The sequence below is a fragment of the Micromonospora aurantiaca ATCC 27029 genome (genome assembly GCF_000145235.1).
GTDB classification, from domain to species: domain Bacteria; phylum Actinomycetota; class Actinomycetes; order Mycobacteriales; family Micromonosporaceae; genus Micromonospora; species Micromonospora aurantiaca.
Window position 1 is genome coordinate 452,408 of record NC_014391.1, and the last position, 15,013, is coordinate 467,420.

Sequence of the window (15,013 nt, forward strand, 5' to 3'; positions counted from 1 at the left end):
GCCGGCCCCGGCCGGCCGGGAACCCCGTGCCCGGCAAACCTGACCGGTGGCGGTTCCGCCCGGAGGTCGTACGCTGCATCGCATGCGTACGCGCCGGGCGGCAACCGCCGGAAAGCTCACGGTGGTCCTGGCCACGCTGGTCCTCGTGGTCGCCGGGTGCGGTGGCGGTCCCAACCCCCGGGTCTGGGCCGCGTCGGTGTGCCAGGCGCTCACCCCGTGGCGCGCGGAGATCTCCAAGCTGACCAGCAGCACGCAGCAGCAGATGACCGCGCAGACCACCCCGGCGCAGGCCAAGGAGAACCTGGTCCGGCTCTTCGCCGGTGCCGAGCAGGCCAGCGAGACGGCCCGGCGCAAGGTCGAGGAGGCGGGCGTGCCCGAGGCCGAACGCGGCGCCGAGGTGTCCGCCGGGTTCCTGGGGTCGCTGAGCAAGATGCGTGACGCGTACGGCCGGGCCCGGTCCGCCATCGACCGGCTCGACACCGCCCAGGCCGGTCCGTTCTACGACGGCGTGCGCGCCGCCGTGGACACGCTCAACAAGGAGTACGACGCGAGCGCGCTGGACACCAGCAAACTCAACTCGACCGAGCTGAAAGAGGCCTTCGACGAGGTCCCGGAGTGTCGCTGACCCCTCCCACCCCGAAACCGGCCCGCCAGCCCTCGCTGTTCTCCACCGAGGCGGCCGATCCCGCGCTGGCGGACCTCGCCGGCCTGCTCGCCGGGCCGGGTGAGGTGGGGCGGATGGGCGGCACGGCCCGGATCTCCGTGGTGGTCGACGCCGCCTGGCGGGTGCACGTGCTGGTGGCCGAGCTGGGCGCCCGGGGTGTGCCGGCGAGCTGGGAGCCGACCGAGGACGGGCGGCACCGGGTGCGCACCGCGTACACGAGCATGCTGGCGCCGCTCGCGCGGGCCTGGCTGCGCGGCGGTGTGAAGCGGCCACCGGCCCGTTTCCACCTGGACGGGCGGCGGCTGCGGCTCTGGGCGGCCGCCGCCGGCACGGCCGAGCCGGCCGGATTCCGGCTGCGGCTCGGACCGGCCGACGAGCCGTCCTGGCCGGTGGTCCGCGCCGCGCTGGCGGCGGTGGGTCTGCCGGCCGCGTTCGTGGAGCCGGACGAGGGCGGGCCCGCGTTCCGGATCGGCGGGCGGCGGATGTCGCGGCTCGCCGAGCTGGTGGGGGAACGGCCGGCGACGGCGCCGGTGGCGGACTGGCCGGGCTCCCGGGGCTGACCGCCGCTGTCCGAAGCCGGACACCCGGGGAGGGCTCCGCCGGGGGTACGCGATCGTCACAGTGACCCGCCTGTCGCCCTACCCACGGTGTACCGTGACGCCGTCCGGCAGGGTGCGGCCGGCGGTCGCCGGGAGGGCGGCCCGTTTGCCGCCCACGAAACCCGGAACGCGGACGGCGCGTTACGTTGGACATCCGGACCGCCTGTGGTCCGGGTGGCGCAACACGGCCCGAAGCGGGCATGGCGTAGGAGTGAGGTCGGGGAGAGACGTGCCGAGCAACGCTGGAACCACCCGTCTGGTCATCGTCGAGTCACCGGCGAAGGCCAAGACGATCTCGGGCTACCTCGGCCCGGGGTACGTCGTGGAGGCCAGCTTCGGCCACGTCCGGGACCTGCCCCGCAACGCTGCCGACGTCCCGGCGAAGTACAAGGGTGAGCCCTGGGCGCGCCTCGGCGTCGACGTCGACAACGGCTTCCACGCGCTCTACGTGGTCTCGCCCGACCGTAAGCAGCAGATCAGCAAGCTGGTGAAGCTGGCCAAGGAGGTCGACGAGATCTTCCTGGCGACGGATGAGGACCGCGAGGGCGAGGCCATCGCCTGGCACCTGGTGGAGACGCTCAAGCCCAAGGTGCCGGTCAAGCGGATGGTCTTCCACGAGATCACCAAGCCGGCCATCCAGGCCGCAGTGGCGAACCCCCGGGAGATCGACCGCGACCTGGTCGACGCCCAGGAGGCGCGGCGCATCCTCGACCGCCTCTACGGCTACGAGGTCTCGCCGGTGCTGTGGAAGAAGGTCATGCCGAAGCTGTCGGCGGGCCGGGTGCAGTCGGTGGCGACGCGCATCGTGGTCGAGCGGGAGCGCCAGCGGATGGCGTTCCGCACCGCCGAGTACTGGGACATCCTGGCCACGCTCGCCGTGGCGAAGCCGGGCGAGGGCCCGCGGACGTTCAACGCCACGCTCGTCGCGCTCAACGGTGACCGGATCGCCACCGGCAAGGACTTCGAGCCGACCACGGGTCGCGTTCGCGCCGGTGCGGGTGTCGTCCACCTCGACGAGGGCGGGGCCCGGGGCCTGGCGGCCCGCCTGGCCGACCAGCCGTTCACCGTCACCCGGGTCGAGGAGAAGCCCTACCGCCGCCGCCCGTACGCGCCGTTCATCACCTCCACACTCCAGCAGGAGGCGGCCCGCAAGATGCGGTTCTCGTCGCAGCAGACGATGCGCACCGCGCAGCGCCTGTACGAGAACGGCTACATCACCTACATGCGTACCGACTCGGTGAACCTGTCCGAGACGGCCATCACGGCGGCCCGCCGGCAGATCGTCGAGCTGTACGGCGAGCGCAGCGTGCCGCCGGAGCCGCGCCGCTACACCGGCAAGGTGAAGAACGCCCAGGAGGCGCACGAGGCGATCCGCCCCGCCGGCGACAACTTCCGCACCCCGGGCGAGGTGGCCAAGGAGCTGTCCGCCGAGGAGTTCAAGCTCTACGAGCTGATCTGGCGGCGCACCATCGCCTCGCAGATGACCGACGCGGTCGGCTCCAGCGTGTCGGTGCGCATCCGCGCCGTCTCCTCCGCCCAGGAGGAGGCCGACTTCGGCGCGACCGGCAAGACCATCACCGACCCGGGCTTCCTGCGCGCGTACGTCGAGTCGAGCGACGACGAGAACGCCGAGGCCGAGGACGCCGAGCGGCGGCTGCCCACGCTGGTCAAGGACCAGCCGCTGACCGCCGACGAGCTGGCCGCGCAGGGCCACCACACCCAGCCGCCCGCCCGCTACACCGAGGCGTCGCTGGTCAAGGCCCTCGAAGAGCTGGGCATCGGCCGGCCCTCCACGTACGCGTCGATCATGCAGACGATCCAGGACCGCGGGTACGTGGTGAAGCGCGGCCAGGCCATGATCCCGTCGTTCCTGGCGTTCGCGGTGATCGGGCTGATGGAGCGGCACTACCCGCGACTGATCGACTACGACTTCACCGCCAGCATGGAGAACGAGCTGGACGAGATCGCCGGTGGTGACCACGCCGCCGTCGACTTCCTCACCTCCTTCTACTTCGGCAGCACCAACGGCACCGGCGACCAGGCCATCGCCCACGCGGGCGGCCTGAAGAAGCTGGTCACCGAGAACCTCAGCGAGATCGACGCGCGCAGCGTCAACTCCATCCCGCTGTTCACCGACGACGAGGGCCGCGAGGTCGTCGTCCGGGTCGGCCGGTACGGGCCGTACCTCCAGCGGGCGCTGCCCGGCGAGCAGCAGGCGCCGACGCCGGCGGCCTCGGGTGAGGGCGAGGAGAGCGGCTCGCAGGGCGACCGGGCACCGATCCCGGAGGGCCTGGCGCCGGACGAGCTGACCCCGGAGAAGGTGCACGAGCTGTTCCTCGGCGGCGGCGGTGAGCGCAAGCTCGGCGACGACCCGTCGACCGGCGAGCCGATCGTGCTCAAGTCCGGCCGGTTCGGCCCGTACGTGGCGAGCGGCGAGCGCAAGTCGTCGCTGCTGCGCTCGCAGACGCCGGACAGCCTGACCCTGGAGCAGGCGTTGCAGCTGCTGCGCCTGCCCCGGCTGATCGGCGTGGCCCCGGACGGCGTCGAGGTGTTCGCCAACAACGGCCGCTACGGCCCGTACGTCAAGCGCGGTGACGAGTTCCGCTCGCTGGACTCGGAAGACAAGATGTTCACAGTCACGCTGGACGAGGCGCTGGCGTTGCTGGCCGCCCCGAAGACGCGTCAGCGCCGGGCCGCCGCGCCGCCGCTGCGGGAGATGGGCAACGACCCGCTCACCGAGAAGCCGCTGGTGATCAAGGACGGGCGCTTCGGACCGTATGTGACCGACGGCGAGTTCAACGCGTCGCTGCGGCGCGGGCAGACGCCGGAGGAGCTGACGCTGGAGCAGGCGTCGGAGATGCTGGCCGAGAAGCGCGCGAAGGGCCCGGCGCCGAAGAAGAAGGCCGCGAAGAAGGCCGCCCCGGCGAAGAAGACGACGGCGGCGAAGAAGACCACGGCGGCCAAGAAGACCACGGCCGCCAAGAAGGCTCCCGCGAAGAAGGCCGCCCCCAAGAAGGCGACCTCAACCCCGAACGAGTGATCTTGGTACGGAAACGCCCTTCCAGGGGCGGGGCCGTACCAAGATCTCAGTCCGGCCAGCCTGCGGATCGCAGGGCGGCACGCAACTGGGTCACGACGCGGGTGGGGTCGTTGCGGACCGCCCAGGCGGGGAAGCGGAGCACCCGGTCACCGGTGGCCCAGACGTCGTTCTGCCGCTGCATGTCCGCCCAGGCGGTCCTCGGGTCGAGGTGCTGCCCGCCGTCGATCTCGACGTGCACACGCCACCGCTCGAACCAGACGTCCAGGTAGCGCCGCCGCCCGGTGGCGTTCCGCCGCACGACCTGGAGGGACGGTTCGGGCAGCCCGGCCCGACGGACGAGATCGAGGAAGTCGAGTTCGGCGAGGGAGTGGGCTCCGCCCGCCGCGTCCGTGGCGGTCGCCAGGATCAGGCGACGGCGGCGCGCCCGGGGAAGCCGTTCCAGCACCCGGTGCAGGTCGTCGCCCCAGACCAGGCGTTGCTGGAAGCCCGCCGCGATGACAGCCCGTGCCTCCTCGTCGGTCGCCGCCCACTGCGCCGCGTCGACGAGCGAGCGGGCCGGCATGGTCCGGCGGGGCCGGCCGACGGTGAGCACGTCCTCCGGCGGAAGTGCGGTGGTGCGATGGATCCGCACAGCCGGTGGCAGGGTTCGCGTCTGATGCCGGGCCGGCAGCAGCAGATGCACCAGCCGGCTCTCGTAGCGCCGTAGGCCCCATGCCTGAGCCGCGGTGAGTCCACCCAGCGTCGCCGCCGGTCCCGCCGCGAGCACCGCCACCCAACGCCACTCTTTCGGACCCACCGGCCCGTTGTGGGTGACGTAGACGCGCCGGTGCGCCTGCCGCCAGCGCCCGCTGCCCAGCCGGTGGCGGATCGCCTTCTCGGACAGGAACCGTCGAGCCTGCGTCGCTTCGAGCACCCGTTCCTGATGGAACAGCAACCAGCTCAACTCGTCGGCGTCATCCCCCGGCATCTCCACACATGAATCCCACCCGCTGTCCCGTCGTCCCTGCTGCCCCTGTGGACAGCCGTCGAGATCTTGGTACGGAAACGCCCCTCGAGGGGCGTCCTCGTACCAAGATCCTCAAGCGCCCAGGACCTGGGTCAGGTAGGGGTTCTGGAAAAGGTTGTGGGGGTCGAGGCGGGCGCGGACGGACTGGAAGTCGGCGAATCTCGGGTAGGCGCTCGCGAGGGACTCGGCGGTGCGCCAGTGCAGCTTGCCCCAGTGCGGCCGGCCACCCAACTCGGTCGCCACCTGCTCGAACGCGCGGAAGTACGGCTCGTACGGCATGCCCACGTACTGGTGCACGGCGATGTACGCCGAGTCCCGCCCGTACGAGTGGGACAGCCAGATGTCGTCGGCGGCGGTGAACCGCACCTCGACCGGGAACAGCACCTTGAACGGCAGCCGGTCCACGATCCGGCGCAGCTCGGCCAGCGCGGTGGGCAGCGCCTCGCGTGGCAGGCCGTACTCCATCTCCACGAAGCGGACCCGGCGCGGTGTGCAGAACACCCGGTCGGAGCGGCCGGTGTAGGTGCGTTCGGTGAGCGCGCGGGCGGAGACGGCGCTGATCCGGGGTGCGAGGGCGGGTACGGCGCGGCCGAGGCGGCAGGCGCCGGCGAAGACGGTGTTGGAGAGGAACTCGTCGTCCAGCCAGCCGCGCCAGCGGGGCAGCGGCCGGTCGTCGGCGGGTACCCGGTCGTTTGTCTTGACCTGCACCCGGTCGGTGTAGGGGAACCAGTAGAACTCGGCGTGGTCGTGCGCGTCGTACAGGCCGGGCAGGTCGTCGAGCACCTCGGCGAGCGGGGCCGGGCGTTCGTGCGCGCGCAGCACGAAGGCGTCCACGCAGCGCAGCGTGACCTCGACCAGCACGCCGACGGCGCCGAGCCCGACCCGGGCGGCGTCGAAGACGTCGCGGTTCTCCTCGGCCGAGCAGCGCAGCACCTCGCCGGTGCCGGTGACGAGCGTCAGCCCGACCACGAAGGTGGACAGGCAGCCCAGTTTCGCCCCGGTGCCGTGGGTGCCTGTCGACAGCGCACCGGCGATGGTCTGGGCGTCGATGTCGCCCAGGTTCGGCATGGCGAGGCCGTGCCCGGCGAGCAGTTCGTTGAGCGTGTGCAACGTCATCCCGGCCGGTACGGTGACCAGGCGGCGCGCCACATCGACTGTGACGTCCGTCTCCAGCGCGGCGAGGTCGATCCGGTGCCCGTCGGCGACGGCGGTGGCGGTGAAGGAGTGGCCGCTGCCGGTGGCCCGGACGGTCCGGCCCGCCGCGGCGGCCTGGCGCACCGCCTCGGCCACGTCGGAGACGCTATGCGGGCGCACGGTGAGGAGCGCGGTGCTGTGCTGGTTGCCGGCCCAGTTGGACCAGGTGGCGGTGGTACCGGTCATCGCGGCCACTCCTCGACATGAATATGAACTGAATTCATATCAGGAACGTTGTGCCTGGTAAATACCGCAATCGAGCCCGGCTCGTTGTACCGGTAGTCACAGACTCGTGACGTGCAGATATGTTCATCCGTCGAAGGGGGGTGGCGCCGAGTGTCCACACCAGCCGCCACGACCGGGCCGCTGCGTCGGGTACCGGTGCAGGGTCGAAGTGTCGCGCGGGTCCAGCGGATGCTGGACGCCTGCGCCGAGCTCGTCGACGAGGTGGGGTACGAAGGGCTGACCACGACCCTGCTCGCCGAGCGTGCCGAGGTGGCGATCGGGTCGGTCTACCAGTTCTTTCCGGACAAACGGGCGATCGTGCAGGCGCTGACCCTGCGCACCATGGAGTCCTACCTCCAGCGGCTCGACGAGCGGTTCTCCTCGGACGACCTGACCCACTGGTGGGACGGCGTCGACGCGGCGATCGACGAGTACATCTCGATGCACCGCACCGTTCCCGGCTTCCGTACCCTGCACTTCGGCGACGTGGTCGACCTGCACCTGCTGGACGACCAGCGGGACAACAACGGAGTCATCGCGGAGCAGCTCGCCCGCGTACTCACCGAGCGTTTCGGCCTGGCCGTGGTGCCCGACCTGCGGTTCCACCTGGAGGTCGCGGTGGAGGCCGCTGATGCCCTGATCAAGCTGGCCTTCCGTCGCCGCACCGACGGCGACGAGCGGGTGCTGGTCGAGGCGAAGGCGCTCATCCGGGAGTACCTGCACCGGCAGGTGAACGCCCCCACGGAGGCCGTCCACCAGGGTTGAGCGGCACGTTGAACGGCGGGTTCTGAGAGTGCGCCGGGGCCCGCCGTCGTCACGGCGGTGGGGCAGAGCCGCGGGGCGGCTCAGAGGAAGGCGTGCCCCTCGCCCCGGTAGGTCGGCACGGTGGCGACCACCGCGTCCCCCTCGACCAGGTGCACCTCGTTGACGTGCTCGCACAGCTCGCCCGCCTTGGCGTGGCGGAACCACACCCGGTCGCCGACGCGCAGGCCGTCGGCGGCCTCCCCGGCCAGCGGGGTCTGCACCTCGCCGGCGCCCTCCGCGCCGAGCAGCTTCAACCCCTCCGGCAGCCACGGCCGCGGCAGCCGGCTGTCCGCCGCCGGGCCGGAGGCGATCCAGCCGCCGCCGAGCACCGTCGCCAGCCCGGGCGCCGGGCGGCGGACCACCGCGCAGGCGAAGAACGCCGCCGGGGTCGGCTGCCAGGCACGGTACGCGTCGAACAGCGTCGGCCCGTACAGGCCGGAGCCCGCGGTGACCTCGGTGACGGCGGGGTCCGCGCTGGTGGCGGCCACGCTGCCGGTGCCGCCGCCGTTGACGAACTCCAGGTCGGCGTGCTCGCGTACCGCACCGACCGCGGCCGAGCGGCGTGCGAGCAGTTCCCGGTACGAGCCGCGCTGCGCGACCCGGATCGCCGAGCCGAGCATCGCCTGTCCGGGCGGCGCGTCGCCGAGGCCGGCGATCTGTGCCTCGTACGACATCAGGCCGACCAGACGGAAGCCCGGCCGCCCGGCGACGGCGGCGGCGAGCGCGCCGGCCGCCGTGGCGCTGTGCACCGGGGAGCGGCGCACGCCGACGTGCACCCGGCCGCCCAGCGGGCGCCAGGAGGCGTCCAGGTCGAGGCAGATCCGCAGCGCGGGGCGGCGTGCGGGCGGGCACACCCGGTCGATCAGGTCGAGCTGTGCGGTGTCGTCGATCATCAAGGTCACCGCGTCGGCGAGCGCCGGGTCGGCGGCCAGTTCGGCGAGGCCGCCCCGGTGGGCCGTCGGGTACGCCACGAGCACGTCGTCGCTGACCCCGGAGCGGACCAGCCACAGCGCCTCGGGCAGCGTGAAGGCCATCACGCCGTGCCATCCGGGCCGCTTGAGCGCCCGGGTCAGCAGCTCGCGGACGCGTACCGACTTGCTCGCCACGCGCAGCGGCTTGCCGCCGGACCGGCCGGCGAGCGCCTCGGCGTTGGCGTCGAACGCGGTGAGGTCGACCACCGCGTACGGCGGGTCGAGGTGAGCGGTCGCCCGGTCGAGACGATCGCGAGTTTTGTCACGGTCGATGGCCACGTCTGCACGCTAACTGTCTGGACGGCAATGCGAAATACCCTCGCGTCTGTCCGGGCTGCGGGCGGTGGTCCCGGCGGCCTAGGCTCGGCGAGCAGGTGAATGTCGCGGGGGACGACCCTTCCTGCGCGACTAGAGTGTTCCACCGGGGATGCCCAGACCTGGGCCGGCACGTGGAGGTACGGCCATCGAAAGCCAGAACAACGGCGAGTCGCCCGGCGTGTCGTCGCCCGGGACAGCCGCCGACCACTCCGGCGTCGCCGCCATCCGCTCGGTGCTGCGCATCCGGCCGTTCCGCAGGCTGTGGATCGTCCTCAGCGCCGCCTCGTTCGGCGACTGGCTCGGCCTGCTCGCCACCGCGCTGTTCGCCGCGTCCCAGGTCTCCGGCAGCACCGCCCAGGGTGCCGCGTTCGGCGGTGTGACGGCGATCCGGCTGCTCCCGGCGCTGGTGCTCGGCCCGGTGGCCGGTGTGTTCGCCGACCGGTTCGACCGCCGGTGGACCATGGTCATCTGCGACCTGCTGCGCTTCGTGCTGTTCGCCTCGATCCCGCTGTACGCGCTCACCGGCGCCGCGGGCGGGCTGGTGGTCGGCTGGGCGCTGATCGCCACCTTCCTGATCGAGTCGATCACGTTGATGTGGATCCCGGCCAAGGAGGCGGCGGTCCCCAACCTCATCCCGCGTACCCGGCTGGAGGCGGCGAACCAGCTCACGCTGATCACCACGTACGGCCTCACGCCGGTGGCCGCGGCCGTCGCGCTCGCCGTGCTGGACCGCGGCGTCCGCGGCGCGGTCGGCGGCGACCTGCCCGGCTGGGCCGAACCGGCCCAGCTCGCGCTCTGGTTCAACGCCTTCTCCCGGCTGGCCACCGCGCTCGTGGTGGCGTTCGGGATCAAGGAGATCAGTCACGCCCAGCGCGGCGAGGCCGAGCGCTCCGAGCAGAGCATGTTCCGGCAGTTCTCCGAGGGCTGGAAATACATCGGCCAGACCCCGCTCGTCCGCGGCCTCGTGCTGGGCATCTTCGGCGCGTTCGCCGGCGGCGGCATCGTGGTCGGCACGGCCAAGTTCTTCGCCAACTCGCTCGGCGCCGGTGACGCCGCGTTCTCGCTGCTCTTCGGCGCGATCTTCGTCGGCCTGGCGCTCGGCATCGGTCTCGGGCCGATGATCGTGCGGGACATGTCCCGCCGCCGCTGGTTCGGCATGAGCATCGTGCTCGCCAGCGCCTCCGTGCTGGTGCTCGCGTTCGCCATCCACCTGTCCATGGCCATCCTCGGCGCGATCCTGGTCGGCGCGGGCGCGGGCATGGCGTTCCTGGCCGGCACCACGCTGCTCGGCGGCGAGGTGGCCGACGAGGTGCGCGGCCGGGTCTTCGCGGTGGTGCAGATCGGCACCCGGCTGGTGCTGATCCTGGCCATCGCGCTCAGCAGCCTCCTGGTCGGCGTCGGCGGCTCCCGCCAGCTCACCATCGCCGACCTGGGCATCTCCATCTCCTCCACCCGCCTGCTGCTGCTCGCCGCCGGCGCGGCCGGCATCATCGCGGGCATCAGCGCGTTCGGCCAGATGGACGACAAGAAGGGCGTACCGGTCCTCGCCGACCTGTGGGGCTCGATCCGGGGCCGCCCGCTGATGCCGGCCGAGCCGTTCGTCTCCAGCGGCCTGTTCGTGGTCTTCGAGGGCGGTGAGGGGGCCGGCAAGTCCACCCAGCTCGCCGAGCTGGCCGAGCGGCTGCGCGCGCAGGGCCGCGACGTGGTGGTCACCCGCGAGCCGGGCGCCACGCCGGTCGGCGAACGGATCCGCTCCCTGGTGCTCGGCACCACGCCCGGCGAGGCGCCGTCGCCGCGCGCCGAGGCGCTGCTCTACGCCGCCGACCGGGCGCACCACGTAGCCACCGTCGTCCGCCCGGCGCTCGTGCGCGGCGCTGTGGTGATCAGCGACCGGTACGTCGACTCGTCGCTCGCCTACCAGGGCGCCGGCCGGACGCTTCCGGTGGACGAGGTGTCCTGGCTCTCCTCCTGGGCCACCGGCGGCCTCAAGCCCGACCTGGTGGTGCTGCTCGACGTCGAGCCGCGTACCGGCCTGAGCCGGGTCGAGGACCGCGCCGAGGGCACCGACCGGCTGGAGGCCGAGTCGCTGACGTTCCACGAGCGGGTCCGGTACGCCTTCCTCGACCTCGCCGCCGGTGACCCGAAGCGCTACCTGGTGCTCGACGCGTCCCGCCCGATCGACGAGACCGCCGACGCGGTCGCCCGCCGGGTGGGCGAGCTGCTCGCCGACCCGGCCGGCATCGTGCACCCCCGTCCGGCGCAGGGCCCGGACACCTCGGTCCAGCCCGAGTTATCCGACGCGGAGCTGGTGACGATGGAGCAACCCCGACGATGACCGACGTCTTCGGCGATCTGGTCGGGCAGGACGAGGCGGTGGCCATGCTGCGGCGGGCCGCCGCCTCGGCCGCCGCCCTGCTGCGCGCGCCGGTGACGTCCCCCGCGGGCGGGCACGACGACCTCGACGCGCTCGCCGAGGAGCACGACGGCGACCCGGGCCCGGTTGCGCCGGCCGACCCGGGCGGCGGCATGACCCACGCCTGGATCTTCACCGGGCCGCCCGGATCGGGCCGCTCGGTGGCGGCCCGCGCGTTCGCCGCCGCGCTGGAGTGCGTGCACGGCACCGGGTGCGGCACCTGCCCCGGCTGCCACACCACGCTCGCCGGCACCCACGCGGACGTCCGTCTCGTGGTGCCCGAGGGCCTGTCCATCGGCGTCAACGAGATGCGCGCGCTGGTGCTGCGGGCGGCCAGCGCGCCGTCCGGCGGCCGGTGGCAGATCGTGATCATCGAGGACGCCGACCGGCTCACCGAGGCCGCCGGCAACGCGCTGCTCAAGGCGATCGAGGAGCCGCCGCCGCGTACCGTCTTCCTGCTCTGCGCCCCGTCCACCCACCCGGACGACATCTCCGTGACCATCCGGTCGCGCTGCCGCGTCGTACCCCTGCGGCAGCCGCCGCCGGCAGCGGTGGCCGAGGTGCTGGTCCGCCGCGACGGCATCGCGCCGGACGTGGCCGAGTGGGCCGCCGCGGCGGCGCAGGGGCACGTGGGCCGGGCCCGGCGGCTGGCCCGCGACCCGGAGGCCCGGCAGCGGCGTGACGCGGTGCTCGCCGTACCGCGTCGGCTGACCGGCGTGGGCGCGGCGTTCGACGCGGCCTCGGCGCTGATCGAGGCCGCCGAGGCGGAGGCCGCCGCGTCCGTCGCGGAGATCGACGAGGCAGAGCGTACGGCGTTGCAGACCGCGCTCGGCGCGGGCGGCACCGGCCGGGGCGCGGCCGGCGCCATGCGCGGCGCGGCCGGTCAGCTCAAGGATCTGGAGAAGCGGCAGAAGTCGCGTGCCACCCGTGCCCAGCGGGACGCCCTCGACCGCGCCCTGGTCGACCTGGCCGGGTTCTACCGGGACGCGCTCACCATGGCGTGGCGGGCGCCCGTCGCCCCGGTGCACACCGACACGGCGTCGCTCGCCGGTGCGGGTGCGCAGAAGTGGGACGCCGAGGGCTCGCTGCGCCGCCTGGAGGCGGTGCTGGAGTGCCGCGCGGCGATCGAGGCCAACGTCAAGCCGCGGATCGCCGTGGAGGCGATGATGCTGGCCCTCTGGCGCGGCTGAGCCGGGCACTTTCCGCACTGTCCACAGGGCATCGACACGCGCGATTGGCGTGCGGTACGGTCCGGTGATGCCGCGGTGACCGAGGCGGCACGCTCAGTGAGGGTCGGGCCGACCGGCCGGGAGGAGTCCGCCGATGCCGCGGGGCGAGATCGACGAGGCCTGGATCGAGGAGGCGGTGCGGCGCTACCGCCGGATCGAGAACCTGCAGGCCGAGTTCGACCACGCGGTCGCGACGGTCGAGGTCACCGTCCGCTCACCCGACGGGCTCGTCGAGGTGGTGGTGACCGCCGGCGGGCGCATCACCGACGTGCGTTTCCTCGGCCCGCTGCACCACCGCAGCCCGCGCGACGTGGCCGGTTCGGTGCAGGCCGCTGTGACGGCCGCCGCCGACGCGGCCCAGTGGGCGCGGGAGAAGCTGCACAACGAGACGTTCGCGGCGTACCGGCCGCTGGCGGGGGCCTGACATGGAGACGCTGCGTGCCCTGGCCGCCCGTCTCGACGAGGCCGGCGCGACCCTCGCCACCCTGTCCCGCACGGTGACCGCCACCGACCCGCCGCATCCCGCGTTCGGCGCGCACGCCGCCGGCCGCCCCGGTGAGGTGGGCCGTGCGCTGCACCGCCAGTGGACAGTGGCCACTGCCGACCGGGCGCGCGAGGCGCAGGCCGCCGCCGTCCGGCTGGCCGCCGCAGCGGCGGCGCTGCGCAGCGCCGCCGACCGCTACGCCGCCGCCGACGACGCGGTCGCCCGGCGGCTGGCCCGGGAGGCCTGATGGACGCGCTCGACCGCCTCGCCGAGCCGGGGCTCGACCTGCTCGCCCGCGTCGACACGCTGCTGGCCGCCGGTGCGCCCGAGGGGCACCGGCTGTGGCCGCTGCTGCGCCGCATGCAGGTGCTTCCCGGCGCGGCCGTGCGCGAGTTCCTCGACCTGCATCCCGCGCCGCTGACCGGCGCCGGCCACGCCGTGCGCCGGCTCGTCCGGGGGTACGACGACACCTGCGCGCTGCTGGCCGACCAGGTCGCCTGGTCCGGCGCTGCCGCGTCGGCGTACGACGAGGCACGTGCCGCCCTGCTGCGGCACCTGGACGAGGGGCCGGACAGCCTGGTCGGGCGGCTGGAGTCGACAGCGGGCTACGCCGACGCGCTGGCCGGCTGGGTGGAGGGCAGCCGGGCGGCGCTGGCCCGGGCGCTGGCCGAGGTGCTGGGCTCGGCCGAGGCGGTCGCGGTGCACGCGGCGACGCGGCCCGGCGCCGAGGCCGGACGGGCCGGGGCGTCGGCGGCGGCCGAGATCGCGACGAGGATCCTGGGTGTGCTCGGGGTGGCCTACGACGGCGCGGAGACGCTGCTGCGCCAGTGGGGGCCGAGCCTGGCCGAGACGCCGTGGCGGGACCGCGCCACCACCGCCCCGCGCTACGGCGGCACCACCCGGATCGGCTACTGACGGTCCACGGCGCCGCGCACCGGACCGGCCGTGGCCGGGTGACGGCGGCGGCGCCGTGGCCTCCCCTGCACCCCCCGCAGGTATGCCTTCACTCAACGCGCCCGGGCGGTGTTTGTCAGGGGCCCGCCGGAGATTCAGCCGTCCGGGCGAGGCGATGGGGCCGGTTCGGCCGGGTCGACGACGATGATCGCTGCGGTGGGTGACCGGGCGGCGACAGGTGCGCCGTGCGGCGGTCGTCGATCCGCGTAGGGTGTGGCGTATGGGCATGCTCTGCGCGGTCAGCTTCAACCGGTACGGGCGCCTCTACTACCTCGACCCGGGCGAGCTGCGCCCGCAGGTGGGCGACCGGGTGCTGGTGCCCACCGACGAGGGGCCCGAGGTGGCCGAGTGCGTCTGGGCCGCGCAGTGGGTCAGCGAGGACACCGACAGCTTCCCGAAACTCGCAGGGATCGCCGGCGACGAAGACCTGCGCCGCGACGAGATGCTGCGCCGGCGCAAGGCCGAGGCGAAGGTCGCCGCCAAGCGGCTGATCCGCGAACACGGCCTGCCGATGAAGGTGGTCGCCGTCGACCACGTCCTGGCCACGCCGGAGAACGGCAGTGACCGCACCACCATCTACTTCACCGCGCCGCACCGCGTCGACTTCCGCTCGCTGGTCCGCGACCTGGGCGCCACGCTGCACTGCCGGGTCGAGCTGCGGCAACTGTCCGCCCGGGACTCCGCCCGCGTGCAGGGCGGCATCGGCTCCTGCGGGCGCGATCTGTGCTGCGCCACGTTCCTGACCGACTTCGAGCCGGTGACCATCCGGATGGCGAAGGACCAGGACCTGCCGCTCAACCCGCTGCGCATCTCCGGGGCGTGCGGGCGGCTGATGTGCTGCCTGAAGTACGAGCACCCGCTGTACCAGAAGTTCCAGGAGTCGGCCCCGGCGGTCGGCAGCCGGGTGTCCACTCCGCAGGGCGAGGGCAAGGTGGTCGGCCACAGTGTCCCGCGCGACGCGGTCACGGTCCGGCTGGACGCCGACGGCTCCCGCTCGATGTGCTCCCGCGCGTCGGTGTGCGGCCCGAGACAGGCCCACGACCAGCACTACCCCCAGCCCTGACCCTCCCTCCCTCCCTCCCTCCCTCCGTTTCCCCGTTGATCATGAAGTT

13 protein-coding genes are annotated in these 15,013 nt (G+C 73.4%); 10 read left to right on the forward strand and 3 right to left on the reverse strand.

The window, feature by feature from the left end:
- The first annotated feature begins 82 nt into the window (after positions 1-82).
- The 3 genes from MICAU_RS02235 to topA all read left to right on the forward strand — a co-directional run bounded on the left by MICAU_RS02235 (position 83) and on the right by topA (position 4,303).
- The gene (locus MICAU_RS02235) at positions 83-625 is read left to right on the forward strand and encodes a hypothetical protein (RefSeq protein ID WP_013283652.1); all 543 of its coding nucleotides are present in this window, start codon (positions 83-85) and stop codon (positions 623-625) included.
- Positions 616-1,224 carry a hypothetical protein gene (locus MICAU_RS02240; protein ID WP_013283653.1) on the forward strand — a complete coding sequence of 203 codons (609 nt, stop codon included), beginning with the start codon at positions 616-618 and terminating at the stop codon, positions 1,222-1,224. Before MICAU_RS02235 ends, MICAU_RS02240 begins: the two co-directional genes overlap by 10 nt.
- 268 nt (positions 1,225-1,492) lie before the next feature.
- Positions 1,493-4,303 carry a type I DNA topoisomerase gene (gene topA / locus MICAU_RS02245; protein WP_013283654.1) on the forward strand — a complete coding sequence of 937 codons (2,811 nt, stop codon included), beginning with the start codon at positions 1,493-1,495 and terminating at the stop codon, positions 4,301-4,303.
- Positions 4,304-4,349: 46 nt separating this feature from the next.
- On the opposite strand, the gene MICAU_RS02250 is transcribed toward topA, so the two are convergent.
- Together MICAU_RS02250 and MICAU_RS02255 are read right to left on the reverse strand one after the other, a co-directional pair.
- Entirely contained in the window at positions 4,350-5,270 is a 921-nt protein-coding gene (locus tag MICAU_RS02250) for a DUF559 domain-containing protein (protein ID WP_013283655.1), read from the reverse strand.
- Between the two features lie 111 nt (positions 5,271-5,381).
- Entirely contained in the window at positions 5,382-6,698 is a 1,317-nt protein-coding gene (locus MICAU_RS02255) for a D-arabinono-1,4-lactone oxidase (RefSeq protein ID WP_041798765.1), read from the reverse strand.
- Between the two features lie 219 nt (positions 6,699-6,917).
- On the opposite strand from MICAU_RS02255, the gene MICAU_RS02260 reads away from it, so the two are divergent.
- Complete coding sequence (locus MICAU_RS02260; protein WP_013283657.1) at positions 6,918-7,493, forward strand: TetR/AcrR family transcriptional regulator; 576 nt, start codon at positions 6,918-6,920, stop codon at positions 7,491-7,493.
- An 80-nt stretch (positions 7,494-7,573) separates the two neighbouring features.
- Here MICAU_RS02260 and MICAU_RS02265 read toward each other — a convergent pair whose 3' ends face one another.
- Entirely contained in the window at positions 7,574-8,782 is a 1,209-nt protein-coding gene (locus tag MICAU_RS02265; RefSeq protein WP_013283658.1) for an amino acid deaminase/aldolase, read from the reverse strand.
- 148 nt (positions 8,783-8,930) lie between these two features.
- Between MICAU_RS02265 and tmk the strand changes: the two genes are divergently transcribed.
- The 6 genes from tmk to MICAU_RS02295 all read left to right on the forward strand — a co-directional run bounded on the left by tmk (position 8,931) and on the right by MICAU_RS02295 (position 14,964).
- Complete coding sequence (gene tmk / locus MICAU_RS02270) at positions 8,931-11,156, forward strand: dTMP kinase (protein WP_244879714.1); 2,226 nt, start codon at positions 8,931-8,933, stop codon at positions 11,154-11,156.
- The gene (locus MICAU_RS02275; RefSeq protein WP_013283660.1) at positions 11,153-12,424 is read left to right on the forward strand and encodes a DNA polymerase III subunit delta'; all 1,272 of its coding nucleotides are present in this window, start codon (positions 11,153-11,155) and stop codon (positions 12,422-12,424) included. The genes tmk and MICAU_RS02275 overlap by 4 nt, the downstream gene beginning before the upstream one ends.
- Before the next feature lie 133 nt (positions 12,425-12,557).
- Entirely contained in the window at positions 12,558-12,887 is a 330-nt protein-coding gene (locus tag MICAU_RS02280) for a YbaB/EbfC family nucleoid-associated protein (protein ID WP_013283661.1), read from the forward strand.
- 1 nt (position 12,888) lies between these two features.
- A complete protein-coding gene (locus tag MICAU_RS02285) occupies positions 12,889-13,194 on the forward strand; it encodes a hypothetical protein (RefSeq protein WP_013283662.1) in 306 nt (101 codons plus the stop codon).
- Positions 13,194-13,862, forward strand: coding sequence for a hypothetical protein (locus tag MICAU_RS02290; RefSeq protein ID WP_013283663.1), 669 nt, complete (start codon positions 13,194-13,196; stop codon positions 13,860-13,862). Before MICAU_RS02285 ends, MICAU_RS02290 begins: the two co-directional genes overlap by 1 nt.
- A 259-nt stretch (positions 13,863-14,121) precedes the next feature.
- Positions 14,122-14,964 (forward strand): PSP1 domain-containing protein, encoded by an 843-nt coding sequence (locus tag MICAU_RS02295; RefSeq protein WP_013283664.1) that lies wholly within the window; start codon positions 14,122-14,124, stop codon positions 14,962-14,964.
- Positions 14,965-15,013 lie beyond the last annotated feature (49 nt).

Coding starts and splice junctions, on each gene's coding strand:
- MICAU_RS02235 (WP_013283652.1), top strand. CDS start 83: ATGCGTACGCGCCGGGCGGCAACCGCCGGAAAGCTCACGGTGGTCCTG.
- MICAU_RS02250 (WP_013283655.1), bottom strand. CDS start 5,270: ATGCCGGGGGATGACGCCGACGAGTTGAGCTGGTTGCTGTTCCATCAG.
- MICAU_RS02260 (WP_013283657.1), top strand. CDS start 6,918: ATGCTGGACGCCTGCGCCGAGCTCGTCGACGAGGTGGGGTACGAAGGG.
- tmk (WP_244879714.1), top strand. CDS start 8,931: ATGCCCAGACCTGGGCCGGCACGTGGAGGTACGGCCATCGAAAGCCAG.
- MICAU_RS02275 (WP_013283660.1), top strand. CDS start 11,153: ATGACCGACGTCTTCGGCGATCTGGTCGGGCAGGACGAGGCGGTGGCC.
- MICAU_RS02280 (WP_013283661.1), top strand. CDS start 12,558: ATGCCGCGGGGCGAGATCGACGAGGCCTGGATCGAGGAGGCGGTGCGG.
- MICAU_RS02285 (WP_013283662.1), top strand. CDS start 12,889: ATGGAGACGCTGCGTGCCCTGGCCGCCCGTCTCGACGAGGCCGGCGCG.
- MICAU_RS02290 (WP_013283663.1), top strand. CDS start 13,194: ATGGACGCGCTCGACCGCCTCGCCGAGCCGGGGCTCGACCTGCTCGCC.
- MICAU_RS02295 (WP_013283664.1), top strand. CDS start 14,122: ATGGGCATGCTCTGCGCGGTCAGCTTCAACCGGTACGGGCGCCTCTAC.